We start from the raw sequence: 25401 nt of genomic DNA on the forward strand, positions 1-25401 counted from the left end.
TAAAACCTTTATAAAGTGCTGAATTATGTCCGGAAATACGTTTGGAAAACTGTTTACCGTAACCACCTTCGGTGAAAGCCACGGGGCGGCTCTGGGCTGCATTATTGACGGTTGCCCTCCCGGGCTGGAGCTGTCTGAAGCGGATATGCAGAAGGACCTGGACCTGCGTAAGCCGGGCACATCCCGCCATACCACCCAGCGCCGGGAACCGGATGAGGTGCGGATTCTGTCCGGTGTGTTCGAAGGTAAAACCACCGGCACGCCCATTGGCCTGATCATCGAGAACACCGATCAGCGCTCCAAGGACTATTCCAAGATTTCCGAACAGTTCCGCCCGGCCCACGCCGATTACACCTACACCCACAAATACGGCGTGCGTGACTATCGTGGCGGCGGCCGTTCCTCGGCCCGGGAAACTGCCATGCGGGTGGCCGCTGGCGCCGTTGCCCGCAAGTTCCTGGAGCAGCGTCTGGGTATTCGTATTCGGGGTTACTTGTCACAGCTGGGCCCCATCAAGATCGAGAAGCTGGATTGGGATCAGGTACGGCAGAACCCGTTCTTCTGCCCGGATGCCGACAAGGTGCCGGAAATGGAAGCCTATATGGACGCGCTGCGTAAAGAGGGCGACTCCATTGGTGCCCGCATCAACGTGGTGGCCGACGGTGTTCCGCCCGGGCTGGGCGAGCCTATTTTTGACCGGCTGGATGCCGACCTGGCCCATGCCCTGATGAGCATTAACGCCGTTAAGGGTGTGGAAATCGGCGCCGGTTTTGGCTGCGTGGAGCAGAAGGGTACGGAGCACCGGGACGAGATGACTCCAGAAGGTTTTCTGTCTAACCACGCCGGCGGCGTGCTGGGTGGCATTTCCTCCGGTCAGCCCATTGTCGCGAGTATTGCCCTGAAACCCACATCCAGCTTGCGCCTGCCGGGCCGCAGTATCGATGTGAATGGCAACCCGGTGGAAGTGATCACCACTGGCCGGCACGACCCCTGTGTGGGTATCCGGGCCACGCCGATTGCCGAAGCCATGATGGCCATTGTGCTGATGGATCATTACCTGCGCCATCGTGGCCAGAATGGTGATGTAAGCGTCGATACGCCGGTACTCGGCCAGCTCTGATAACCGGGAGGCGCTACCATCTACTGGCGGCTGTCTAACCTTTACTTCTGGTTCTTCGCCCTCCTTGGAGGGCTTTTGCCTTATTGGTCCCTCTACCTGGAGGGGCAGGGCTTTTCCTATCTGCAAATCGCCACCCTGATGGCGACCATTCAGCTGACCAAGGTAGTGGCCCCCAGCGTGTGGGGCTGGCTGGGCGACCGCACAGGCCAGCGGGTAAGGCTGGTACGCTTCGGAGCTATCACCGGTTCCCTGTTTTTTGCCGGAGTGTTTCTGGAGCCCGGCTTTTACGGCCTGCTGTTGGTTATGTTCGCGTTTACCTTTTTCTGGAACGCGATTCTTCCGCTGTATGAAGTGATCACCCTGCGGGTGCTGGGTTCAAAAAAAGAACGTTACGGCAAGGTTCGGCTGTGGGGCTCGGTGGGCTTTATCGGTGCGGTGGCGCTGGTAGGCGGCTTGCTGGAACTGGTGCCGATTCGCTATTTGCCCTGGCTGTTGCTGCCGGTCTTCGCCGGCATTGCCGTGTCGGCCTTCCTGGTGCCGTCCGAACGGGGTGAACGCAAAGAGTCTGCTCCCAAAGGCAGCCTGAAAGCCATCGTTACCCATCCGGCGGTGGTGGCCTTCTTCCTGATGAACTTCCTGCTGCAGGTGTCCCACGGCGCTTACTACACGTTTTTCAGTATTCATCTGGAGCAACACGGCTACGGCAAGCTGTCGATCGGCCTATTGTGGTCACTGGGGGTGATTGCGGAAATCGGGCTGTTCCTGATCATGCACCGGTTGTCGACCCGGTTTACCGTGCGCCAGATTGTGCTTGGCTCGCTGGTGTTGACCATGATTCGCTGGGGGCTGATTGCCGAGCTGACCGGGCTTGTGCCGGTACTGATCTTTGCCCAGCTGCTGCACGCGGCGTCTTACGGCGCCTTACATGCGGTTTCGGTGCAGTACATTCAGGGCTTCTTCGGTAAACATCACCATGGTCAGGGGCAGGCGCTGTACAGCGGTTTGACCTTCGGCGCCGGTGGCGCGCTCGGGGCCTGGATGTCTGGGTTCCTGGTGGATGGCTACAGCACCTCGGCCGCCTTCTGGGGCGGTGCCGTAGCCATGGCCCTTGCCATCATGGTTACCTGGCGGGGGCTGCAACCCCCGCCGAAAGAGGCCTGACCGGGCGTTTATTGATCCGGGTCTTCCTCATTGTCTTCCAGTTGCAGGGACAGCCCGCTGCCGCTGGGGCCGCCGGAACTGGTGCTGTCTTTCGCGGACGAGCCATCCTGGCCGTACAGCTTGATGCGCAGGCGCAGGTTGTTGGCGGAATCTGCGTTCTTCAGGGCTTCTTCTTCACTGATCTTGCCTTCCTGCCAGAGCTTGAACAGGGCCAGGTCGAAGGTTTGCATGCCCAGGTTGGCAGACTTCTCCATGATCTCCTTGATGCCGTCGATCTCGCCCCGCAGGATCAGCTCGCTGATAGTAGGTGTGCCCAGCAGGATCTCGATGGCAGCGGTACGTTTCTTGTCCACAGTAGGAATGAGGCGCTGTGACACAAACGCCCGAAGGTTCATCGACAGATCCATCAGCAGCTGCGGCCGGCGTTCTTCCGGGAAGAAGTTGATGATCCGGTCCAGGGCCTGGTTGGCGTTGTTGGCGTGCAGGGTAGAGATACACAGGTGCCCGGTTTCGGCAAACGCCAGGGCGTGTTCCATGGTTTCCCGGTCCCGGATCTCGCCGATCAGGATCACATCCGGCGCCTGGCGCAGGGTGTTCTTCAGGGCTTTCTGGAAACTGCGGGTATCCACGCCCACTTCCCGCTGGTTCACGATGCTCTTCTTGTGCCGGTGAATGTATTCCACCGGGTCTTCAATGGTGATGATATGGCCGGCAGAATTGCTGTTACGGTGGTCGATCAGCGCCGCCAGGGAGGTGGACTTACCGGAGCCGGTCGCCCCCACAAACAGCACCAGCCCGCGCTTGGCCATCACCACGTCTTTCAGGATCGGCGGCAGCCCCAGGGCATCGGCATTCGGAATTTCGGTGACGATGTTCCGGGCAACGATGGATATCTCGTTGCGCTGGCGGAAGATGTTGATCCGGAACCGGCCGACTTTCGGGATGCTGTAAGCGAGGTTCATCTCCAGCTCCTGGTCGAACTCGGCCCGCTGCTCCTCATCCATGATCGACCAGGCAATATCCTTGATCTCGCCGGGCGCCAGTGGCGTTCGGTCGATGGGCTTCAGGGTACCGTGGAACTTGGCGCAGGGCGGAGCACCGGTGCTCAGGTAAAGGTCTGAGCCATCGTGCTTGGCCAGGATTTTCAGGTAATCGTCAAAGCCCATCTTGTCTCCCGTTGTTTATCCGGATCAGGTTGTTTGGTTTGCTTCTTCGTCATGAACAATACCGAGCAGGGCGGTCGCCGCCGGGCCCAGATGCCGGCCTGACAGGCCCACCGCCCCCAGCACCCGGCTGACCGGAAACCCGGTGTCCAGCTGGTGCAAGCTTTCATCCACCATGCTCACCGGCAACACACTCCAGCCAAGGCCTACACTGGCCATCATCTTGATGGTCTCAAGATAGTTGGTGGGGATCTGCTGTTTGAGCGGAAGGTTGGCTTCCAGAAACAAGCGGCTGACCGCCCGGTACGTTGCCGTGGTGGTGTCTGGCAGCAGCGCGGGATACTGGGCCAGGTCTTCAAGACTGGCGTTTTTACCCACTGCAAGCTCATGGCCGGCGCCCACCACAAAGGCCATAGGATCAGACCACTGTTCGTATACCACGAACTCGCTTCCCATGCTGTCACTGAGTGTGACAAACGCCAGCTCTGCGTTACGTTTGAGCATTTGACTGTAAGCGGCATCGGATTCCATAAACTGCAGGTTGACCGTTACCTCCGGGTAGTCACTGACGAACCGTCGCAGCCAGTTCGGGAGGTGGTGCAGGCCAATGTGGTGGCTGGCGATGATTTCGAGTTCGCCGCTGATGATGCCGTCGTCGGCTGACAGCGCCATGCGGGCGTTGTGGATTTCATCGAGGATGCGTCTGGCGTGGGGCAGCAGCCTGGCGCCGGCTTCGGTGACACGGATTTCCCGGTGGCCGCGTTCTATCAGCTTGGTGCCCAGCTGGTTTTCCAGGGCCGCAAGGCGTTTACTGATAGCCGGCTGTGTCAGGTGCAGGGCTTCTGCGGCTTCCGAGAAGGAACCCTGGTCTACGATTGTCAGGAATGCCTTCAGTGCGTTTGGATCCACTATGTACCCCCTTGCTTCTTACCTCTTGTTGGGGAGCTGGGAGCGGCTTCAGGGCCCCCTCCCAAAAAACGCTCCTTCGGCACGTCCGTGTGACGCTTGGGCTCCGCCATCCATGGCTCCGCACATTTTTGGGAGGGGGCCCTGAAGCCGCTCCGCGGACAATTGAATAGGCCGTCTGGTGTGGGCATTTGCACGGCGTTTCGAGCGCGTTGGTGGGGTCCGCTTCCCAAAAGTTTCGGAGGCCATGGATGGCCGGAGACAAGCGCCCATGGATGGCTTGAGCGCCTTTTGGGAAGCGGGCCCCACCAACGTGCGCCCGGCACGGAGTTGGATCGAAGTTAACGCCAAACTCCGGATTACCTGGAATATAGAGCATAACCAAAGGGAATGCGATGGATGAAAAAGATGAATTGAGGTTATGTCAGACGGAAGAGTAAGATAGAGGCATCAAAGCAGAAACAGAAACCCCCAGAGAGTGAGAGAGAACCATGGCGGGCAAGACTTTATACGACAAATTGTGGGACGACCATTTGGTCAAACAGCGGGACGACGGCTCCGCGTTGATTTACATCGACCGTCAGTTGCTTCACGAAGTAACCTCACCGCAGGCATTCGAAGGCCTTCGCATTGCCGGCCGCAAGCCCTGGCGGATTGATGCCAACATCGCGACACCGGATCATAACGTGCCGACTACCGATCGTGATCGGGGCATCGATGGCATTGTCGATCCGGTTTCCCGCACCCAGGTGGAAACCCTGGACAAGAACTGCGACGAATTCGGGATCCTGGAATTCAAGATCAAGGACCAGCGCCAGGGCATCGTGCACGTGATCGGGCCGGAGCAGGGTGCAACCTTGCCGGGCATGAGCATTGTGTGTGGGGATTCCCATACCTCTACTCACGGCGCCTTTGGTTGCCTGGCCCACGGTATCGGTACCTCTGAAGTTGAGCATGTTCTGGCCACCCAGTGCCTGGTTCAGAAAAAGATGAAGAACATGCTGGTGAAGGTGAACGGCAAACTTGGCGCGGGTGTGACCGGCAAGGATGTGGTTCTGGCCATCATCGGCAAGATCGGTACCGCTGGCGGTACCGGTTACGCCATCGAGTTTGGTGGCGAGGCGATCCGTGGTTTGAGCATGGAAGGCCGGATGACCATCTGCAACATGGCCATCGAGGGCGGTGCCCGTGTGGGTATGGTGGCGGTAGATGACACCACCATCGAGTATGTGAAAGGCCGCCCGTTCTCTCCCAAAGGCCAGACCTGGGACAAGGCCGTTGAATACTGGCGCACCCTGCACAGCGACGACGACGCGGTTTTCGACAAGGTGGTTGAGCTGGATGGCACGGCTATCCAGCCGCAGGTGAGCTGGGGTACGTCTCCGGAGATGGTAACCGGTGTCGACGGCAATGTGCCGGACCCGGCGAAGGAAGAAGATCCCATCAAGCGTGAAGGCATTGTGCGCGCGCTTAAGTACATGGGCTTGCAGCCGAACCAGAAGATCACCGACATTCAGTTGGATCGTGTGTTTATCGGTTCCTGCACCAACAGCCGGATTGAAGACTTGCGCGAAGCGGCTGCGGTGGTGAAAGGCCGCAAGGTGGCTTCCAGCCTGAAGCAGGCGATGGTGGTTCCGGGTTCCGGCCTGGTTAAAGCGCAGGCGGAGCAGGAAGGCCTGGACAAGATTTTTATCGAGGCGGGTCTGGAATGGCGTGATCCGGGTTGCTCCATGTGTCTGGCCATGAACGCCGACAAGCTGGGGCAGGGCGAGCATTGTGCGTCTACCTCTAACCGGAACTTCGAAGGTCGTCAGGGCTTTGGTGGGCGTACCCACCTGGTGAGCCCGGCCATGGCTGCTGCAGCTGCGGTAACCGGCCACTTCGTTGATGTCCGTGAATTGATGCACTGAGCCACAGGAGAGAGACCATGCGCGCATTTACGCAACACCAGGGCATTGTAGCCCCCATGGACCGTTCCAACGTGGACACGGACATGATTATTCCCAAGCAGTTTCTGAAGTCCATCAAGCGCACGGGCTTTGGTCCGAACCTGTTTGATGAACTGCGCTACCTGGACGAAGGCAAGCCGGACCAGGATTGTGCTGGCCGTCCGCTGAATCCGGATTTTGTGCTGAACCAGGACCGTTACAAAAACGCCAGTGTACTGCTGGCCCGGGCCAACTTCGGTTGCGGTTCCAGCCGTGAACACGCGCCCTGGGCGCTGGATGATTTCGGTTTCCGGGTGATCATTGCCCCGAGCTTTGCCGATATCTTCTACAACAACTGCTTTAAGAACGGCCTGTTACCCATTGTTTTGGATGAAGAAGTTGTCGACAAGCTGTTCAAGGAAGCCGAAGCGAACGAGGGCTACCAGCTGACCGTTGACCTGGAAGCCAAGACCGTGACCACGCCGTCTGGCGAGTCGTTTGGTTTTGATGTGGATGACTTCCGTCGCCACTGTCTGCTGAATGGTCTGGACGACATTGGTGTAACGCTGGAAGATGCCGATACCATTCGTGCCTACGAAGAAGCTCGCCGCAAGACGGCTCCCTGGCTGTTTAACGCTGGAAATTGATTAACAAGGAATTGGATATGTCCCGTAATGTATTGCTTCTGCCGGGTGACGGCATTGGTCCGGAAATTGTTGCCGAGGCAGAAAAGGTTCTGCACAAGGTTAACGAACAGTTTGCTCTTGGCCTGAGCTTTGACAGCGCGTTGGTCGGTGGTGCGGCCATCGATGCCAATGATACTCCGCTGCCGGACGAGACCCTGGAGAAGGCCCGCAAGGCCGACGCCATTCTGCTGGGGGCTGTAGGTGGTCCCCAGTGGGACAGCCTGCCGATGGCCAAGCGCCCGGAGAAGGGGTTGCTGGGTTTGCGTTCTAACCTGCAGCTGTTTGCCAACCTGCGCCCGGCCATTCTGTACCCGCAGCTGGCGTCTGCGTCTTCCCTGAAGCCGGAAGTGGTTTCCGGGCTGGATATCCTGATCGTGCGCGAGCTGACCGGCGGTATCTATTTCGGCCAGCCCCGTGGTGTGCGTGAGCTGGAGAACGGTGAGCGCCAGGGTTACAACACCTATCAATATACCGAATCCGAGATTCGCCGGATTGGCCGGGTTGCATTTGAGGCGGCCCAGCAACGGGGCAAGAAGCTGTGTTCCGTAGACAAAGCCAACGTGCTGGAAGTGACCGTGCTGTGGCGGGAAATCATGGAAGACCTTAAGCGCGAATATCCCGACGTGGAGCTGTCCCACATGTACGTGGACAACGCTGCCATGCAGCTGGTTCGTGCGCCGAAGCAATTCGATGTGATTGTGACTGGCAACATGTTTGGTGATATTCTTTCTGACGAAGCGGCTATGCTCACCGGCTCTATCGGCATGTTGCCGTCTGCGTCGCTGAACTCTGAAAAGCAGGGCATGTACGAGCCTTGTCACGGTTCGGCACCGGATATCGCCGGTAAGGGCATTGCCAATCCGCTGGCCACCATCATCAGTGCAGCCATGATGCTGCGTTACAGCCTGAATGAGGAAGAAGCCGCAGCAGCGATTGAAGCGGCGGTCAGCAAGGTGCTGGATCAGGGCCTGCGTACCGCAGACATCATGTCTGACGGCGGCCAGAAGGTCTCCACCCGCGAAATGGGTGAGGCGGTTCTGAACGCACTTTAAGCCAGGCTTGATCCGGCAAACCGAGACCCGACAGCGGCGCGATGCTGCCGCTGCGGGATCATCCATCCTGTCCCTGCCAGCGATAACGGTAATGGGCGGGCATAATGTGAGGTTCAAAGGTCGCACATGAAGCGAGTTGGACTTGTAGGTTGGCGTGGCATGGTAGGCTCAGTCCTAATGCAGCGCATGCGTGAAGAAAACGATTTTGCCGATATCGATCCGGTGTTTTTCACCACTTCCCAAACAGGGAAGCCGGCCCCGGACGTAGGCAAGGAAGGTGTTCCTCCTCTGCAGGACGCCTTTGATATCGATACCTTGAAAGGCATGGATGTGATCGTGACCTGTCAGGGCGGCGATTACACCACCGAGGTTTACCAGAAGCTGCGTGATGCGGGCTGGGAAGGCTACTGGATTGATGCCGCATCCACCCTGCGGATGGTGGATCATTCCGTGATCGTGCTGGACCCGGTTAACCGTAACGTGATCGACTCCGCCCTTGATAAAGGCGTGAAGGACTACGTTGGTGGTAACTGCACCGTCAGCCTGATGATGCTGGCCCTGGGTGGCCTGCTGGAGCAGGACCTGATCGAGTGGGTTTCTCCGATGACGTACCAGGCGGCTTCCGGTTCTGGTGCCCAGAACATGCGTGAACTGCTGAACCAGATGGGCGCCCTGAACGAGAGCGTGAAATCAGAGCTGGCCGATCCCTCATCCGCCATCCTGGAAATCGACCGCAAGGTGACCGACACCATGCGTTCCGGCGATTTCCCCACCGAGCATTTCGGTGTGCCACTGGCCGGCAGCCTGATTCCGTTTATCGACAAGCAGCTCGATAACGGCATGAGCAAGGAAGAGTGGAAAGCGGGAGTGGAGACCAACAAGATTCTGGGCCGCTCCGGCAACCCGATCCCCATTGATGGTATCTGCGTGCGTATTGGCGCTATGCGTTCTCACAGCCAGGCGCTGACCATCAAGCTCAAGAAGGATCTTTCGGTTTCTGAAATCGAAGGCATCCTGGCCAAGGGCAACGACTGGGTGAAGGTGATCCCTAACGATCGTGACGCCACCATGCAGGAACTGACCCCGACCAAGGTGACCGGTACCCTGAGTATTCCTATTGGGCGCATCCGGAAACTGGCCATGGGGCCGGAATACATTTCAGCGTTCACCGTGGGTGACCAGCTGCTTTGGGGCGCCGCTGAACCGCTGCGCCGCATGCTGCGGATTCTGCAAGAGCGTTAAGAAATGTTACGCAGGGGCAATTAATGCCAACTGTGTCCGGTTTTTAGCAAACCGGTCGGGGGCGGAGGCTGATTTCAGCGTCCGCCCCTGTTATTTTCAAGGGCAGTAAGGAGTTCCGCCTGACAGGTCAGGAATCAGTGCAAGGATTGCAGCTGATTGATTGATAAAAGGGGACTTATCATCAATACTTTCCCCACCATAGTTAGACTTACGATATAAAAACGAGAAATAACAAGACGAAACGTCATCCAACCTCGTCCGATTCTGTTGAAAGTCAGCAGTAACGAATAACGGAGACTGGAAAGGAAAAAGCATGAAGGTACGCAAGCTTGCGGTTGCCCTGGCGCTGGCGGGAGGGCTTGGCTCCGGCATGGCACAGGCCCTGGGACTCGGTGAAATCGAACTGCAGTCCTGGCTGAATGAGCCCCTGGACGCAGAAATCTCACTCAGACAGAGTGCGGGTGTGGATCCGGGTGATGTATTCGTCAATGTGGCACCGGAGGCTGCTTATCAACGGGTAGGTCTGGAGCGGAACCAGTTTCTGAGCAAACTGAAGTTCGAGGTGGTAACGGGCTCCGATGGCAACCTTGCCATTAACGTGTCGTCCCGTGAACCGGTGCGTGAACCATACCTGAACTTCCTGCTGGAACTGACCTGGCCCAACGGTCGCCTGATGCGGGAATATGCGGTTCTGGTTGATCCCCCGGTCTATGCCGAGGAATCCGGTGTGCGGGAGCAGGTGAGTGCCCCTGTATCGTCGGCGGCATCTGCGCCGGCACGTCAAACCACCACTCGCAGTCCGGAATCTGTTCGTCGTGAAGCGGCTGTTCAGCGTGCGCCGGCCCGGGGCTATCAGCCTGACAGCTTTGGCCCGACGGGACCGTCTGACACGCTTTGGACGATTGCCCAGCGCATGAGGCCGGATAGTTCTGTGTCCATGCAGCAAATGATGCTGGCCATCCAGGATCTCAATCCGGATGCCTTCATCGACGGCAATATCAACAAGCTGAAGCGCGGCCAGGTACTTCGTGCGCCGACCCTTGATCAGATTCAGCGCCGCACCAAAGCCGAGGCCAATCGTGTTGTAGCCCGACAGAACGAGGAATTCCAGTCTCCACGCCCTGTTGATGCAACCCGTGTCGCCCAGGCGGAATCCGCTCCGGCACAGGCAGCTGGCACAGCCGGCGCCGACGGCACCGACGAACTGAAACTGCTGGTAGCCGAGGAAGAAACCTCTCCCCGTACCGATGACGAAGGCGGTTCAGCCGGTGGCGATGGCGAACAGGCTGGCGGTGCAGACGCCGGTAATGCCGTTGCCATGGAAGAGCTGGATGCGACTCGTCGTGAAAACGAAGAGCTGTCCAGTCGCCTGCAGGATATGCAGGAACAGGTTCAGACCCTGCAGCGCCTGCTCGAGCTGAAGAATAGCCAGTTGGCGGAACTTCAGGGTATGACCCAGGAAGAAGCTGCTGCTGCGGCGCTCGTGGCCGAGGGTGACAGTGCCCAGGCCGGTGCCGCAGGTACGGACGCCGATGCTGATGGTGAAACCGCCGCGGATACGGAGTCTGCTGACGCAGAAGAACCGACGACTCAGGCCGGCGAAAGCGCTGTGGCCCGGGAAGGTGAAAGTGCTGATACTGATACTGAGGCTGGCATGGCTGAGGGCAGCGCGGATACGACTGCCGCAATGTCTGGTGCTGGCGAGCAAGCGGAAGCCAGTGCTGCTGAAGGCGAAGGTGATAGTGAAACCGCCGAGTCTGCAGAAGCGACAGCATCTGCTGAAGCCGGCGCCCCTGCAGCGGCTGTAGCCCCGGCTCAGGAAGAAACCAAGCCTCAGCCCAAGCCGTCGCAGACTGCACCTGCCAAAGAGAAAGGTTTCTTTGGTCAGTTGATGGACACCATTCTGGGCAACCCGATGTACCAGATTGCGCTGGGTGGTGGCCTAATTCTGTTGCTCCTGCTTCTGCTACTGGTGGCTCGCAAAAACGCCAAGCGCGAGCAGGATTTCTACGATGAGTTCAATCGTGGTGAAGACGAGTCGGCAGATGATTCGGTAGACCTTGGCCCTGCAGCGGCTGTTGCCGGCAGCGACCAGGAAGAAACTGCCGATGCGCTGACAGAAGCCGAGACCTACATTGCCTACGGTCGTAACGATCAGGCCATCGAAGTCCTGGAAACCGCAATTTCCCGCGAGCCCAGCCGTGCAGACCTGCGACTGAAGCTGTTGTCTGTCTATGCAGATAACCAGGACCGCGATGCGTTCGAGAAGCAGTACGGTGAAGTAGCGGCGCTGGAAGACGAGTCCGCCCTGCAGGAAGCGGAAGCCATTCGTAGCCGTCTGGACGAAGCGGAGTCCATGCCCAGCATTGATGACCTGGAGTCCCAGCTGCGTTCCGATTCCTTCAGTCTGACGGATAACGAACCGGAGCAGGCACTTTCCTTCGAGACACCGGAGCAGGAGCCGGAAGAAGACTGGTCCCTGTCTGATGAGCTCAAGGCGGATGAATTTGAAGCCGCTGCCGATGAAGTGAAAGAAAACGAGTTCGGCGAGCTGGAATCCGACAGCTCACTCGAAACCGATGCAGACGACAATTCCGTTGAATTCGATCTCTCCGATTTCGAACTGGACGCTGAAGATGCCGGTCTGGACCAGCTGGATTCCGAGCAGCCCGAAAAGGCGGACGAGGAAGACCTGAGTCTGGAGCTGGGTGAGCTTGAAGAGCTGGGTGAACCGGAACAGGCGGAAGAGTTGGACAATCTGGATAAGCCTGTCACCGGCGAATCCGAAAGCGAGCTGCCTGCTGAAGAAGAGGTCGACCTCGGCCTCGAGGGCGAGTCGCTGGACGAATCCTTCCTGGACGAGCTGGATGCCGAGCTGGAGAAAGTATCCAGCGAGGAAGACTCCCTGGAAGAGCTGGACCTTGAAGATTCTTCCCTTGAAGAGCTGGAGCTGGACGTTTCCGACGAAGACCTGGCCCTGATGGAAGAATTCTCTGAAGACAGCGAGAGCCCGGAGGTCGACGAAGAACTGGGCCTTGAAGATGCCCTGCAGGAACTGGAGACCGAAGAAGACCCTCTTGGCGATTTGCCGGTTGTTGAGCCTGAACCTGAGGCTGAGGCGTCCGGCACTGACGCAGAAATTCCGGAAATCCCGGAAGAGGGCGCGTCAGACGAGGCGGTTACTCCCGCTACCGGACTGGATATCGACGAAAGCGATCTTGAAGACGACGACTTCGATTTCCTGGCCGGCACCGATGAGGCGGCCACCAAGCTCGACCTGGCCCGTGCCTACATCGAGATGGGTGACAGCGACGGTGCCCGTGACATCCTGGAGGAAGTTGCACTGGAAGGTAACGATGATCAGAAAGCCGAGGCGCAGGAGCTCCTTAAAAATCTTTCCTGATCCGTTATAATCAGTTCCATCGTGGCAACAGCGCCGGCCTTTGTGCCGGCGCTTTGTTTTTCAGAAGACATCATTCCGGGCTGACCCTTGTTTCTTATTCCACAACCCCTGACCACAGATAACGCCATCGGTAATGGCCGTGTTGCCATTGCCTTTGAGTACGACGGCCGGCGCTTCCATGGCTGGCAGCTCCAGAAAAGCGGTGTGCGATCAGTGCAGGCCGAACTGGAAAAGGCTGTGGCAAAGGTGGCTGATCATCCGGTGGACCTGGTGTGTGCCGGCCGGACCGATGCCGGGGTGCATGCCAGTTTTCAGATTGCCCATTTTGATACTCCCTCGGTACGAAACCTCCGGTCCTGGGTGATGGGTATGAACACAGCCTTGCCCGATGACATTGCCGTGCACTGGGCCGGCAACGGGGTCGATGACTTTCATGCCCGTTTTTCTGCGGTTTACCGCCGCTATCGGTATATCATCTACAACCACGCGGTCAGGCCGGGAATCCAGCGAGGGCAGGTGAGCTGGAACTTTCGCCCGCTGGACGAGCACAGAATGCACCAGGCCGCCCAGGCACTTATCGGCGAGCACGATTTCACCTCATTCCGGGCAGCCGGCTGCCAGTCCCGTACGCCGGTGCGTTACATGGAGCGGATTTCGGTAACCCGAAGCGGCAGTTATGTCGTAATTGATGTGCAGGCCAATGCGTTTTTGCACCATATGGTTCGGAATATAGCCGGTGCCCTGATGGATGTGGGCACAGGAAAGGAATCGGTGGAGTGGGTTGGCGACGTGCTTGAGGCAAGGGATCGCAAGCTTGCCGGGGTCACTGCACCGCCACACGGGCTTTATCTGGTGGATGTGGGGTATCCTGACGGGTATGGTATTCCGAAAGCCCTGTGCGGGCCCGGTTTCGCCAGTCCCTGGTTTTCAGCCGAGGGGAACCAGCCCATTCCGCCAAGCCATATTCACCCGAAACAGCCGGTAACGGAATCATGACAACCCGCGTTAAGATCTGCGGCCTGACCCGGCCAGAGGATGTGGAAGCGGCCATTCACGCCGGTGCAGATGCCATTGGCCTGGTGTTTTTCGACAAGAGCCCCCGGGCTGTTTCTGCAGAGCAGGCAAAACAACTTGCGGCCAGGATTCCGGCCTTTGTCACGCTGACCGGGCTATTCGTTAATCCGGAGCCAGCGTTCGTCAAACAGGTGCTTGAACAGGTGCCGCTGGACTTGTTGCAGTTTCACGGCGACGAAACGCCGGAATTCTGCGCCTCTTTCGGGCGGCGCTGGATTAAAGCGATCCGGGTTCAGGAAGCCGGCCAGATCGAACAGGCCTTCGTGGACTACCAGAATGCCTGTGGTCTGCTGGTGGATGCCTGGGATCCGGACCGTTACGGCGGTACAGGTCATTCCTTCAACTGGCAGCTGATTCCGGAACAACGGCCGCTGCCCCTGATATTGGCCGGTGGTTTGTCATCTGCTAACGTAGCCAGCGCTATCGAGCAGGTACGGCCCTGGGCTGTCGATGTGAGTGGTGGGGTAGAGCAGAGTAAAGGCAGGAAAGACGCCACCAAACTATCCGAATTCATTAAAGAGGTTCACCGTGTCTGTAAAACTGACTGAAGAAATGCTCAAAGCGCTTCCCGATGCGAAAGGCCACTTCGGTGCCTTTGGTGGCCGGTTTGTATCGGAAACCCTGATGGACTCCCTGATGACGCTCGAGCGGGAGTATCTGCGCCTGAAAGACGACCCTGAGTTTCAGGCTGCGTTCGACAAGGATCTCGCTGATTATGTAGGTCGCCCAAGCCCTCTTTACTTTGCCGAGCGCCTGACCCGGGAAACCGGTGGTGCCCAGATCTGGCTGAAACGGGAAGACCTGAACCACACCGGCGCCCACAAGGTGAACAACACGATCGGCCAGGCGTTGCTGGCCAGCTTCCTGGGCAAGAAACGCATTATTGCGGAAACCGGGGCCGGCCAGCATGGTGTGGCCACGGCTACCGTGTGTGCCCGTCTGGGTCTCGAATGCCACGTGTTTATGGGCTCTGAAGACGTCAAGCGCCAGTCCCTTAACGTGTACCGGATGAAACTGCTGGGTGCCACGGTGCATGCCGTTGAGAGTGGTACCAAAACCCTGAAAGACGCCATGAACGATGCCATGCGTGACTGGGTAGCGAACGTCGATGAGACGTTCTACATCATCGGCACCGTGGCTGGCCCGCATCCGTACCCGTTGCTGGTGCGCGACTTCCAGTCTGTGATCGGCCGTGAAACCCGTCGCCAGTCGCTGGAGAAAACCGGCAAACTGCCGGATGCACTGGTAGCCTGCGTGGGTGGGGGTTCCAACGCAATCGGAATGTTTTACCCGTTCCTGACCGACGAATCTGTTGAACTTTACGGCGTGGAAGCCGGTGGCCTGGGCATTGAAACCGGCCAGCATGCCGCACCCCTGTGTGCCGGCCGCCCGGGCGTACTGCACGGTAACCGTACTTACCTGATGGAAGACGAAAATGGCCAGATTGCCGGCACCCATTCGGTCAGCGCAGGCCTGGACTATCCGGGCGTAGGGCCCGAGCATTCCTGGTTGAAGGATGTTGGCCGCGCCAACTACGTTTCGGTAACCGATGAAGAAGCACTGGACGGTTTCCGCAAACTGACCCGTATTGAAGGTATCATGCCGGCACTGGAGTCTGCCCATGCGGTGGCCTACGCACTCAAGCTGGCTGCTACTATGGATAAAGACCAAATGCTGGTCATCAATGTCTCCGGTCGTGGCGACAAAGATATTCACACCATTGCCCAATTGGATGGCATCGAGATCTGAAGGTATCAGGAGCAGGCATGAGCCGAATTGAAGGTGTACTGAAATCACTGAAAGAGCAGGGCCGGAAGGCCCTGATCCCCTATATCACGGCCGGTGATCCGCACCCGGATCAGACCGTGGGCCTGATGCACACACTGGTGGCGGCCGGTGCCGATATCATCGAGCTGGGCGTGCCGTTCTCGGACCCGATGGCAGACGGCCCGGTTATCCAGCTGGCCTGTGAGCGGGCGCTGAAGTTCAACACGTCGCTGCGCGATGTGCTGGGTATGGTGAAAGAGTTCAGAAAAACCGATAGTGACACGCCGGTTGTGTTGATGGGCTACCTCAACCCCATGGAAGCCATGGGTTATGAGGCGTTCGCCGATGGGGCTGCCGATGCGGGCCTTGATGGGGTGCTGACGGTAGACCTCCCGCCGGAAGAGGCAGATCAGGTGGCCCCGCTGTTCGCCGAGCGCAAGCTGGATCCGATCTTCCTGCTGGCGCCGACCACCACGGATGAACGAATCAGGGCAATCAGTGAGCACTCTTCCGGCTATGTGTACTATGTTTCTATCAAGGGTGTGACCGGCTCTGCCACCATTGACGTCGACGAAGTGGCCCGGAAAGTAGCGCATGTGCACGAACTGACCGCTCTGCCGGTGGGTGTCGGCTTCGGTATACGCGATGCAGAAACTGCCGCCGCAGTAGGCAGAGTATCCGATGGTGTAATTGTTGGCAGCGTGCTGGTGGATACAATAGCCCGACACCAGACAGATCCGGACGGTCTTCGTAAGGCCCTGACCGATCTGTTGCACCCGATGCGCGAGGCTCTGGACAGTCTCTCCTGAGTTAACGGCGTCCAGGCATCAAAGGACAGGATGAAAGCATGAGTAACTGGCTGGAAAAGATCATGCCGAGCAAGATTCGCTCGGAATCACGGCAGCGTACCGGCGTGCCGGAAGGTTTGTGGAAAAAATGCCCCAAGTGTGGCGCCTTCCTGTACAAGCCGGAGCTCGAGAAGAATCTCGACGTTTGCCCGAAGTGTAACCACCACATGCGGGTAAACGCCCGCCGTCGGCTGGATATCTTCCTGGACAAAGACGGCCGTGAGGAAATCGCTGCAGAACTCGAGCCTTCCGATCGCCTGAAGTTCAAAGACACCAAGCGTTACAAGGATCGCCTGTCGGCGGCCCAGAAAGCCACGGGCGAGAAAGACGCACTGGTGGCCTTCAAAGGCACGACCATGGGTGTTCCGCTGGTAGCCTGCGCCTTTGAATTTAATTTCCTGGGCGGTTCCATGGGCCAGGTAGTGGGTGAGAAGTTCGTCCAGGCTGCCAATGTGGCCCTGGAGCACCGTATTCCGCTGGTGTGCTTCTCTGCCAGTGGTGGTGCCCGTATGCAGGAGGCGATCCTGTCGCTGATGCAGATGGCGAAAACCGCTGCGGTCCTCGAGCGCATGAAGCAAGAGGGCATTCCCTACATTTCCGTGCTCACCGACCCGGTATTCGGTGGTGTGTCTGCCAGCCTGGCCATGCTGGGTGACCTGAACATTGCCGAGCCCTATGCGTTGATCGGTTTTGCCGGCCCGCGCGTTATCGAGCAAACCGTGCGTGAGAAACTGCCGGAAGGCTTCCAGCGCAGCGAATTCCTGCTGGAGCACGGTGCCATCGACATGATCCTGCACCGTCATAACATGCGTGAGCGTATTGCCCACCTGCTGGCCAAGTTCACCGGTGGTGAGAAGCCGGGGACCGAGGCTCCGATCGAATTCGAAATTACCGAGAAACCCGATACAGATGAACCCTCCGGGCACTGATCCCTCTCCGGCGCCGGCATCCAGCCCCGGCGCCGGGGCTTCCGTTCAGGACTGGCTGAACTGGCTTGAAGCCATCCATCCTACCGAAATCGACCTTGGCCTGGACCGCGTTCTGGTGGTTCTTCGCCGCCTGTTCCCGCGCAAGCCCAATGCCCGGATCATTACCGTGGCGGGTACCAATGGCAAGGGCACCACAGTTGCCACCCTGGAAAAGCTGTTGCTGGCAGCGGGCCGCACCACCGGGGCTTACACCTCTCCGCATCTCCAGGACTACAACGAACGGGTTCGCCTGAATGGCACAGATATTTCAGACCCGGTCTTGGTGAGCGCTTTCGAGAAAGTGGAAGAAGCCCGGGGCAAGGTATCCCTGACGTATTTCGAGTTCGGCACCCTGGCTGCGTTTGTCGCATTTGCCGATGCCGGCGTGGAAGACTGGATAGTCGAGGTTGGCCTGGGCGGCAGGCTTGATGCCGTGAACGTACTCGATGCTGATTTCGCAGTCATTACCTCCATTGATATCGACCACATCGGCTTTCTGGGTGATAACCGGGAAGTGATCGGTTTTGAGAAGGCCGGCATTTTACGGCCCGGAATCTTTGCCGTGTGTGCCGACCCGGAGCCACCGGCTTCCGTTCTTCAGCAAGCGGCCGCGCAGAAAGTGAACCTTCAGGTAACCGGAAGGGATTACCAGCTGGCACCAGCCAATGGTGATGCCAATACCGTTGAACTGACCGTAGCGGGAGATCACATCAAGCTTCCGGCCGGCCCCCTGCCGGTACAAAGTGTTGCCGCAGCGGTTGTGCTGGCGCGTAAGTTGCTGCCAGATGTGGCGCCGTCATCGCTGGGTGATATTGCCCGAACGGTCAGTGTTCCCGGGAGATTCGAGCTGCTTGGTAGCAGTCCGTTTATACGGGTAGACGTTGGCCATAATCCCCACGCGGCGCGCTGGCTTTCCGGGCAGGTCTCGGCCGGTCGCCGTACAGGCTCAAAGGTGCATGCGGTTTATGCGGCACTGGCAGATAAAGACGTAGAAGGCGTGATGACGGCCATGAAGTCTGTGGCCGATCAGTGGTATTTCGCCGGGCTGGATGTTCCCCGCGGCCTTGCCGTTGACCAGCTGGTCTCCCATGCGCGCGCCTGTGGCATCACCGATGGTGAGGGCTATAGTTCGGTCAGTCAGGCGTTGGATGCGGCTATCGCCAATGCCCGTCCGGATGACTGTATCGTGGTGTTCGGTTCTTTCTATACCGTTGCCGAGGCCCGGGCGAAGTTGGCGGGTGCCGGTTCTTAAACTTTGTCCATTCCTGTGCGGTGGGCTTGGACTTGGCGCAGGTGGCGGTTAGTATCGTGGTGAACGGATAATGAACGGGAGCCGTCAACGGTGGATGGATTGAAGCAACGGATAATCGGCGCGCTGGTACTGATTTCATTGGCGGTTATTTTTGTCCCGATGATTTTTGATGAGCCGCACTCGGAACGTCAGTCCACACCGATCACCATCCCTGAAGAGCCGCCGTTCCCGGAAGTGGATATGCCGGCCCAGCCGGACGCCCGGAATTTCGAAGAGCCTGAAACAGACGATTCGAGCGTCGGTTACCGAATGGTTGAAGAGCCTGCAGAGGCCGATGCCGCGGTGGCGGAAACAGTTGAAGAGCCAGCTTCTCAAACAGCTGCGGAAGCAACTCCTGCGCAAACACCTCCGCAGGCAGAACCACAGCAAGCGCCAGAGCCACAGCAGGCAACCGAACCGGTGGCCAGTGCCAGTGAGCCCGAGCAACCCAAGGAGTTTTCCAAAACCCTTGAGGGAGCCTGGATTGTTCAGCTTGGCAGCTTCGGCAACGCCGATAATGCCCGTCGCCTGCGGGACAAGGTGATCGAGATGGAGTACGGAGCACACCTGCAGCAAGTGACCCGTGGTGACACCGAATTGACCCGCGTGTTCAGCGGCCCCTTTGTGAGCGAAGCTGAGGCCAGGAAGGCAAAGGCCGTACTCGACAAGGAATTCAATCTGAACAGCCTGGTGACCACTGGCGGTAAATAATCCGCCGGCGCCGGAAATCAACCGCTGTTTTGGGCACTCTGCAGTTTGGTGCGGTGCGGTTTCCTGATAGAATTCGCGTTTCCTTTTCTACACCGGGATGTTCATGGAAACGCTGATCTGGATTGACTGGGTCATCATTGCCCTCATTACAGTTTCCACGGTTATCAGTCTCAAGCGTGGCTTCGTAAAAGAAGCCCTGTCGCTGGTAACCTGGATTGGCGCGTTTATCATCGCCCGAACCTTTCACCCCCAGATGCAATCGCTGCTGGAATCTTCGGTTGAAACACCGTTAGTGCGGCTGATCGCCGCGTTCGCGATTCTTTTTTTCGGCACCCTGATTATCGGTGCGATCATCAATAACATGATCGGCCACCTGGTCCGGGCCACCGGTTTGTCCGCGACAGACAGGGTGCTGGGCATGGGGTTTGGCCTGCTGAGGGGCGTGGTGGTGGTTATCGTCGCTATCGCATTTACCCGATACACACCGCTGGCACAGGATACCTGGTGGAAAACCTCAGTGATGATTGACCGGCTTGCAGTAGTCGAAGACTGGTCACGCCGGACACTGGGGGATGAATTTGCCCGTTTTCTCGGGCCGGCAGACAAAGCGCAGGAACAACCCGTACCTGCTAACGAAATCGAAGACGTGCAACCCGCGTCTGCATCCCGATAACATTCAGTTCTAACACTCGGAGAGTTGCCCAGCCATGTGTGGCATTGTCGGTATTGTCAGTACTTCCAACGTTAATCAGCTGCTTTACGATGCGCTGACCGTTCTTCAGCACCGTGGCCAGGATGCGGCGGGAATTGTGACCTTCCAGGACAACCGGTTTTACCTGCGCAAGGACAACGGGCTGGTTCGGGATGTATTCCACACCCGGCACATGCGCCGCCTGGCGGGTAACGTGGGCATCGGCCATGTCCGTTATCCGACTGCCGGCAGCTCAAGCTCGGCAGAAGCCCAGCCGTTCTACGTGAACAGCCCTTACGGCATTACCCTGGCCCATAACGGCAACCTCACCAACGCCGACGACCTTGCCGAGGACCTGTTCCGTACCGACCTGCGCCATATCAACACCAATTCCGACTCCGAAGTCCTGCTGAACGTGTTCGCCCACGAACTGCAGAAGCAGGGCAAGCTGAACCCCACCAAGGATGAGATCTTCTCGGCGGTGCGGGCCGTGCACAAGCGCTGTCGCGGTGCCTATGCCGTTATCGCCATGATTACCGGCTACGGCATTGTCGGATTCCGTGATCCCAACGGTATCCGCCCGGCCTGCTACGGTGTGCGCGAGAACGAAAACGGCCAGAAGGAATACATGATCGCGTCTGAAAGCGTGGCCCTTAACGCGGCCGGCTTCACCATGGTGCGCGATATTGCACCGGGCGAGGCGGTGTATATTGAAACCGACGGCACCCTCTACAGCGAACAGTGCGCCGAGGCGCCCAAGCTGTACCCCTGTATTTTCGAGCACGTTTACTTTGCCCGCCCGGATTCCATCATGGACCGCGTGTCTGTGTACAAGGCCCGCCTGCGTATGGGTGAAGTGCTGGCTGACAAAGTGCTGCGCGAACGCCCGGAACACGACATCGACGTGGTGATTCCGATTCCCGACACCAGCCGTACCTCTGCCATGCAGATGGCTTACCAGCTGGGCGTGAAGTACCGCGAAGGCTTCATCAAGAACCGTTACATCGGCCGTACCTTCATCATGCCGGGCCAGAAGATGCGCAAGAAGTCCGTGCGCCAGAAGCTGAACCCGATTGACCTGGAATTCCGCGGCAAGAACGTGATGCTGGTGGATGACTCCATTGTGCGCGGCACCACCTGTAAGGAAATCGTGCAGATGGCCCGGGACGCCGGCGCCCGCAACGTTTACTTTGCCTCGGCTGCGCCCCCTGTACGCTACCCGAACGTTTACGGCATCGACATGCCGTCTGCCAATGAACTGATTGCCCACGACCGCACGGTTGAGGAAGTTCGCGACCTGATTGGCGCAGACTGGTTGGTATACCAGGACCTTGAAGACCTGGTGGCCTGTGTGGACGACGTCAATGATGATATCGATGGCTGGGAATGTTCGGTATTTACCGGCGAATACGTGACCGGTGATGTCGATGCCGCCTACCTGGCGCGCCTGGAAGACCAGCGCAACGACACCAAGCGTTCCGGTGGCCAGGTGATGGATGAAGATAACGGTATTATCGACCTGCACAATGATGAAGACTGACCCCAGCACCAGGAGAACCCGATGACTTACGGCCGCGAAGAACAGCTCTGGATTCCGGAATCGGACCTGGACGGCATGTCTGTGGACACCCTGGCGGTCAGGGCAGGGCAGATCCGTACCGGGCAGCTGGAACACAGTGATGCGATTTTCCCGACATCCAGCTTTGTCTACGGCAGTGCCGCCCAGGCGGCGGCGCGCTTTGGAGGCGAGGAGCCGGGTAACATCTATTCCCGCTTTACCAACCCCACGGTGCAGGCCTTCGAAGGCCGGATTGCGGCGATGGAAGGCGGCGAGAAAGCCGTCGCCACCGCCTCCGGCATGGCGGCGGTTCTCAGCACCTGTATGGCGCTGCTGAAAGCCGGGGACCATGTGATTTGCTCCCGGGGCGTGTTCGGCACCACCAACGTGCTGTTCCAGAAGTACATGGCAAAATTCGGGGTGGAAACCACCTTTGTGTCGCTGACGGATATGGAACAGTGGCAGGCCGCGGTGCGGCCGGAAACCCGCATGCTGTTCATCGAGACCCCCTCCAACCCCTTGTGTGATGTGGCCGACCTTGCTGCACTGTCGGCACTGGCCCATGCCAACGATGCCCTGTTTGTGGTGGATAACTGCTTCTGCACCCCGGTGCTGCAGCGGCCGCTGGAACATGGCGCAGACCTGGTAGTGCATTCGGCCACCAAGTACCTGGACGGTCAGGGCCGTTGTGTCGGCGGCGTGGTTGTTGGCCCGGCAAAGTACCTGGACGAAATTTACGGTTTCATCCGCTCTGCCGGCCCCACCATGAGCCCGTTCAACGCCTGGGTGTTCCAGAAGGGCCTGGAAACCTTACCGATTCGTATGCGAGCTCACTGTGCCAATGCGTTAGAGTTGGCTCGTTGGCTGGAACAGCATCCGGAGGTTGAAAAGGTGTTCTATGCCGGCCTGGAAAGCCATCCCCAGCACGAGCTGGCCAAACGTCAGCAAGACGGTTTTGGCGGTGTGGTGTCGTTCCAGGTGAAAGGCGGGCGGGAGCAGGCGTGGCGGTTTATCGATGCCACCCGGATGATTTCCATCACCGCAAACCTGGGCGATGTGAAAACCACCATCACCCATCCGGCAACCACCACCCACGGGCGGCTGGCGCCGGAAGACAAGGCCAAGGCAGGCATCACCGAAAACCTGATTCGGTTGTCTGTTGGCATAGAAGCCATAGATGACCTGAAAACCGATCTGGATCGAGGTTTTCAGGCACTGAAAGATTAAACTCACTGACGGTTTGGGCATTCATGGCGGAATCCGCTAAAGCGAAAAAAGCAGTATCAGCCGAGCTGACGGAAAAACAGAAACGCTTTCGCCGCCTGATGGCACAGGGCGCCCGTGAAGGGGCTGTCATCGGCCTGATAGTGCTTTGCATCTATCTGGCCATGGCCCTGTTTACCTTCAGCCCGTCTGATCCCGGCTGGGCCAGTATCGGCCACGACACCAGCGTACAGAACTACGCAGGGCGTACCGGCGCCTGGCTAGCCAGCCTGCTGATGGATTTCTTCGGCCACGTTTCCTGGCTGTTTCCTGCCATGATTGCCGGTTATGCAGTCATGCTTATTCGCCTGCGTAACCAGTCACTGGATTTGCACTGGCCGTTGTTCATGGTGCGCTTCGGTGGCTTCCTGCTGATCCTGCTCTCTGCCACCAGCCTGCTGTCACTGTATTCGGTGTTCGGGCTGGGGGAATCCTCCGGTGGTGTCATGGGTATGGCGGTGTCGGAAGCCATGGTGCGCTTCTTTAACTTGCCGGCCACTACACTGCTGTTAATTGCGATCTTCCTGTTTGCCCTGACGGTCACCATTGGTTTGTCCTGGTTCCGGCTCATGGACCAGGTGGGGGCCTTAACCCTGAAAGCCGGGCTGGCCGTGAAGGCTCTGTTCACCCGCACGGGTGACAAAGCCGAGAAACCCGAACGGCCCGCAAAGCCGGAACCCGAGCCGCCGGTTATTCGGGACAAGGTGGCTGATGAAGGTCCGGACAGCACCCAACCAAAATCCGAGCGTTGGTGGAACCGTCTGTTCCGCCGCCGCGCCAAGGTCGCCAACAAAGAGCAGAAGGCGCCTGCACCGAAAGTCCGTAAAGAACCCGGGCTGGAGGGCCTTGCCAATGTAGACCCGGAACCGGTGCAGCTGGAAAGCTTCAGCTCCCGTGAAGTCGACGAGCCCCGGCCCGAGCCGGCTCTCAGCTCCGACAAACCGGCTCCTCAAGCCAGCCGGTCCCTGAAGATTTCTCCGTTCAAGAAAGACGAGCAGAAACCGTCGGATAAGAAAGCTTCCAACAAGCAGGCGTCGCTCCTCGAGGACATCGAGAGCCCGATTCCGCCCATTTCCCTGCTGGACCCGGCCGAAGAGCACAAAGAAAAAGGCTACTCCGAGGAATCCCTGGAACACATGTCCCGCCTGCTGGAAGAAAAGCTGGCCGATTTCGGGGTGTCCGTCGAGGTTGTAGAAGTAAACCCCGGGCCGGTCATTACCCGGTTCGAGATCAAGCCTGCGGCCGGGGTGAAAGTCAGCAAGATTTCCAACCTGGCCAAAGACCTCGCCCGCTCCCTGGCGGTGCTCAGCGTTCGGGTTGTGGAAGTGATTCCCGGAAAATCCGTAGTGGGTATCGAGATACCGAACGAAGAGCGGGAAATCGTGCGCCTGAGCGAGGTGCTGGGAGCCCGGGTATTTACCGAATCGTCGTCTGCGCTGACCCTGGCACTGGGTAATGATATCGGTGGCAACCCCATGGTGGCCAACCTGGCCAAGATGCCCCACCTGCTGGTGGCCGGTACCACCGGTTCCGGTAAGTCTGTGGGTGTCAATGCCATGCTGCTGAGTATGCTGCTTAAGGCGACTCCGGAAGAAGTCCGCTTCATCATGGTGGACCCGAAGATGCTGGAGCTGAGCATCTACGACGGCATTCCCCACCTGCTGGCGCCGGTCGTAACCGACATGAAAGAAGCCGCCAATGCATTGCGCTGGTGTGTGGCCGAGATGGAGCGCCGCTACCGCCTGATGGCGAATCTGGGCGTGCGTAACATTGCCGGTTACAACAAGAAGGTGAAGGACGCCCGCGCCGAAGGCGAACCCTTGCTGGACCCGCTCTGGAAACCGGACGAATACCTGGCCAATGACGAGCAGGAACGCCCGGAACTCGACACCCTGCCGTTTATCGTGGTGGTGATCGACGAATTCGCAGACATGATGATGATTGTCGGCAAGAAGGTGGAAGAGCTGATTGCCCGAATCGCCCAGAAAGCCCGGGCGGCGGGTATCCACCTGATCCTGGCCACCCAGCGGCCGTCGGTGGACGTGATTACCGGCCTGATCAAGGCTAACATCCCGACCCGGATTTCGTTCCAGGTGTCGTCCAAGATCGACTCACGCACAGTACTGGACCAGGGCGGGGCAGAGCAGCTGCTGGGCCACGGTGACATGCTGTACCTGCCGCCGGGCTCCGGCCTGCCGGTTCGGGTTCACGGCGCCTTTGTGGACGATGACGAAGTGCATCGGGTCGTCAGCGCCTGGAAAGCCCGGGGCGAACCGGAGTACGTGGACGACGTCCTTAATGGCGCCGAGGGCGAGAATCTGCCGGGCGTTCCAACCCTCTCGGAAGGGGGCGGTGGAGACGAAGGGGATGCCCTGTTTGACGAGGCGGTGGCCTTTGTCACAGAAAACCGGCGGGTGTCGATCTCGTCGGTGCAGCGTAAATTCAAAATCGGCTACAACCGGGCCGCCAATCTGGTGGATGCCATGGAAGCTTCCGGTGTGGTCAGTCCGGCGGGACACAATGGCGCACGTGAAGTGCTGGCGCCCCCGCCGCCACGAGACTAGGAGAT

General features: G+C 58.6%; 19 protein-coding genes and 2 pseudogenes. 19 read left to right on the plus strand and 2 right to left on the minus strand.

The window, feature by feature from the left end; genetic code table 11:
* Positions 1-25 precede the first annotated feature (25 nt).
* Positions 26-1120, plus strand: coding sequence for a chorismate synthase (gene aroC, locus AQ621_RS06965; protein WP_058340836.1), 1095 nt, complete (start codon positions 26-28; stop codon positions 1118-1120).
* Between the two features lie 18 nt (positions 1121-1138).
* The gene (locus tag AQ621_RS06970; RefSeq protein ID WP_058340837.1) at positions 1139-2281 is read left to right on the plus strand and encodes an MFS transporter; all 1143 of its coding nucleotides are present in this window, start codon (positions 1139-1141) and stop codon (positions 2279-2281) included.
* Between the two features lie 8 nt (positions 2282-2289).
* On the opposite strand, the gene AQ621_RS06975 is transcribed toward AQ621_RS06970, so the two are convergent.
* Together AQ621_RS06975 and AQ621_RS06980 are read right to left on the minus strand one after the other, a co-directional pair.
* Positions 2290-3447: a PilT/PilU family type 4a pilus ATPase gene (locus AQ621_RS06975; RefSeq protein WP_058340838.1), complete on the minus strand. Its 1158-nt coding sequence runs from the start codon at positions 3445-3447 to the stop codon at positions 2290-2292.
* A 24-nt stretch (positions 3448-3471) separates the two neighbouring features.
* Positions 3472-4353, minus strand: a complete 882-nt coding sequence (locus AQ621_RS06980; protein ID WP_058340839.1) for a LysR family transcriptional regulator — start codon at positions 4351-4353, stop codon at positions 3472-3474.
* A gap of 488 nt (positions 4354-4841) precedes the next feature.
* Between AQ621_RS06980 and leuC the strand changes: the two genes are divergently transcribed.
* The 17 genes and pseudogenes from leuC to AQ621_RS17990 form a co-directional block, all read left to right on the plus strand.
* Positions 4842-6260 carry a 3-isopropylmalate dehydratase large subunit gene (gene leuC / locus AQ621_RS06985; RefSeq protein WP_058340840.1) on the plus strand — a complete coding sequence of 473 codons (1419 nt, stop codon included), beginning with the start codon at positions 4842-4844 and terminating at the stop codon, positions 6258-6260.
* Positions 6261-6277: 17 nt separating this feature from the next.
* Positions 6278-6925 (plus strand): 3-isopropylmalate dehydratase small subunit, encoded by a 648-nt coding sequence (gene leuD / locus AQ621_RS06990; RefSeq protein WP_058340841.1) that lies wholly within the window; start codon positions 6278-6280, stop codon positions 6923-6925.
* A gap of 17 nt (positions 6926-6942) precedes the next feature.
* Positions 6943-8016 carry a 3-isopropylmalate dehydrogenase gene (leuB, locus tag AQ621_RS06995; RefSeq protein ID WP_058340842.1) on the plus strand — a complete coding sequence of 358 codons (1074 nt, stop codon included), beginning with the start codon at positions 6943-6945 and terminating at the stop codon, positions 8014-8016.
* 126 nt (positions 8017-8142) lie between these two features.
* A complete protein-coding gene (gene asd, locus AQ621_RS07000; RefSeq protein WP_058340843.1) occupies positions 8143-9258 on the plus strand; it encodes an aspartate-semialdehyde dehydrogenase in 1116 nt (371 codons plus the stop codon).
* A 313-nt stretch (positions 9259-9571) separates the two neighbouring features.
* The gene (locus tag AQ621_RS07005; protein ID WP_058340844.1) at positions 9572-12661 is read left to right on the plus strand and encodes a FimV/HubP family polar landmark protein; all 3090 of its coding nucleotides are present in this window, start codon (positions 9572-9574) and stop codon (positions 12659-12661) included.
* Between the two features lie 87 nt (positions 12662-12748).
* Positions 12749-13657, plus strand: coding sequence for a tRNA pseudouridine(38-40) synthase TruA (gene truA / locus AQ621_RS07010; protein ID WP_058340845.1), 909 nt, complete (start codon positions 12749-12751; stop codon positions 13655-13657).
* Complete coding sequence (locus tag AQ621_RS07015) at positions 13654-14283, plus strand: phosphoribosylanthranilate isomerase (RefSeq protein ID WP_058340846.1); 630 nt, start codon at positions 13654-13656, stop codon at positions 14281-14283. Before truA ends, AQ621_RS07015 begins: the two co-directional genes overlap by 4 nt.
* Positions 14284-14287: 4 nt before the next feature.
* A complete protein-coding gene (gene trpB / locus AQ621_RS07020; RefSeq protein WP_173637038.1) occupies positions 14288-15484 on the plus strand; it encodes a tryptophan synthase subunit beta in 1197 nt (398 codons plus the stop codon).
* A 17-nt stretch (positions 15485-15501) separates the two neighbouring features.
* A complete protein-coding gene (gene trpA / locus AQ621_RS07025; RefSeq protein WP_058340848.1) occupies positions 15502-16311 on the plus strand; it encodes a tryptophan synthase subunit alpha in 810 nt (269 codons plus the stop codon).
* 38 nt (positions 16312-16349) lie between these two features.
* Positions 16350-17279: an acetyl-CoA carboxylase, carboxyltransferase subunit beta gene (gene accD / locus AQ621_RS07030; RefSeq protein WP_058340849.1), complete on the plus strand. Its 930-nt coding sequence runs from the start codon at positions 16350-16352 to the stop codon at positions 17277-17279.
* On the plus strand, positions 17260-18570 hold the full coding sequence (gene folC / locus AQ621_RS07035; protein WP_058340850.1) for a bifunctional tetrahydrofolate synthase/dihydrofolate synthase: 1311 nt from the start codon (positions 17260-17262) through the stop codon (positions 18568-18570). Before accD ends, folC begins: the two co-directional genes overlap by 20 nt.
* Positions 18571-18660: 90 nt before the next feature.
* Complete coding sequence (locus AQ621_RS07040; protein ID WP_058340851.1) at positions 18661-19320, plus strand: SPOR domain-containing protein; 660 nt, start codon at positions 18661-18663, stop codon at positions 19318-19320.
* A gap of 103 nt (positions 19321-19423) precedes the next feature.
* Positions 19424-19993: a CvpA family protein gene (locus AQ621_RS07045; RefSeq protein WP_058340852.1), complete on the plus strand. Its 570-nt coding sequence runs from the start codon at positions 19424-19426 to the stop codon at positions 19991-19993.
* 34 nt (positions 19994-20027) lie between these two features.
* Positions 20028-21551, plus strand: coding sequence for an amidophosphoribosyltransferase (gene purF, locus AQ621_RS07050; protein ID WP_058340853.1), 1524 nt, complete (start codon positions 20028-20030; stop codon positions 21549-21551).
* Between the two features lie 21 nt (positions 21552-21572).
* A complete protein-coding gene (locus AQ621_RS07055) occupies positions 21573-22796 on the plus strand; it encodes an O-succinylhomoserine sulfhydrylase (RefSeq protein ID WP_058340854.1) in 1224 nt (407 codons plus the stop codon).
* Between the two features lie 161 nt (positions 22797-22957).
* A pseudogene (locus AQ621_RS17985) lies at positions 22958-23356 on the plus strand (DNA translocase FtsK 4TM domain-containing protein); the annotation flags it as partial.
* A gap of 381 nt (positions 23357-23737) precedes the next feature.
* Positions 23738-25396, plus strand: a pseudogene (locus tag AQ621_RS17990) (DNA translocase FtsK); the annotation flags it as partial.
* Positions 25397-25401 lie beyond the last annotated feature (5 nt).

Origin of the sequence: Marinobacter sp. P4B1, from assembly GCF_001447135.1 — a bacterium.
Lineage (GTDB): Bacteria > Pseudomonadota > Gammaproteobacteria > Pseudomonadales > Oleiphilaceae > Marinobacter > Marinobacter vinifirmus.

What these genes read in the sequence shown, in the direction of transcription:
- aroC (WP_058340836.1), top strand. Translation starts at nt 26, where the DNA reads ATGTCCGGAAATACGTTTGGAAAACTGTTTACCGTAACCACCTTCGGT.
- AQ621_RS06975 (WP_058340838.1), bottom strand. Translation starts at nt 3,447, where the DNA reads ATGGGCTTTGACGATTACCTGAAAATCCTGGCCAAGCACGATGGCTCA.
- leuC (WP_058340840.1), top strand. Translation starts at nt 4,842, where the DNA reads ATGGCGGGCAAGACTTTATACGACAAATTGTGGGACGACCATTTGGTC.
- leuD (WP_058340841.1), top strand. Translation starts at nt 6,278, where the DNA reads ATGCGCGCATTTACGCAACACCAGGGCATTGTAGCCCCCATGGACCGT.
- leuB (WP_058340842.1), top strand. Translation starts at nt 6,943, where the DNA reads ATGTCCCGTAATGTATTGCTTCTGCCGGGTGACGGCATTGGTCCGGAA.
- asd (WP_058340843.1), top strand. Translation starts at nt 8,143, where the DNA reads ATGAAGCGAGTTGGACTTGTAGGTTGGCGTGGCATGGTAGGCTCAGTC.
- AQ621_RS07005 (WP_058340844.1), top strand. Translation starts at nt 9,572, where the DNA reads ATGAAGGTACGCAAGCTTGCGGTTGCCCTGGCGCTGGCGGGAGGGCTT.
- AQ621_RS07015 (WP_058340846.1), top strand. Translation starts at nt 13,654, where the DNA reads ATGACAACCCGCGTTAAGATCTGCGGCCTGACCCGGCCAGAGGATGTG.
- trpB (WP_173637038.1), top strand. Translation starts at nt 14,288, where the DNA reads ATGCTCAAAGCGCTTCCCGATGCGAAAGGCCACTTCGGTGCCTTTGGT.
- trpA (WP_058340848.1), top strand. Translation starts at nt 15,502, where the DNA reads ATGAGCCGAATTGAAGGTGTACTGAAATCACTGAAAGAGCAGGGCCGG.
- accD (WP_058340849.1), top strand. Translation starts at nt 16,350, where the DNA reads ATGAGTAACTGGCTGGAAAAGATCATGCCGAGCAAGATTCGCTCGGAA.
- folC (WP_058340850.1), top strand. Translation starts at nt 17,260, where the DNA reads ATGAACCCTCCGGGCACTGATCCCTCTCCGGCGCCGGCATCCAGCCCC.
- AQ621_RS07045 (WP_058340852.1), top strand. Translation starts at nt 19,424, where the DNA reads ATGGAAACGCTGATCTGGATTGACTGGGTCATCATTGCCCTCATTACA.
- purF (WP_058340853.1), top strand. Translation starts at nt 20,028, where the DNA reads ATGTGTGGCATTGTCGGTATTGTCAGTACTTCCAACGTTAATCAGCTG.
- AQ621_RS07055 (WP_058340854.1), top strand. Translation starts at nt 21,573, where the DNA reads ATGACTTACGGCCGCGAAGAACAGCTCTGGATTCCGGAATCGGACCTG.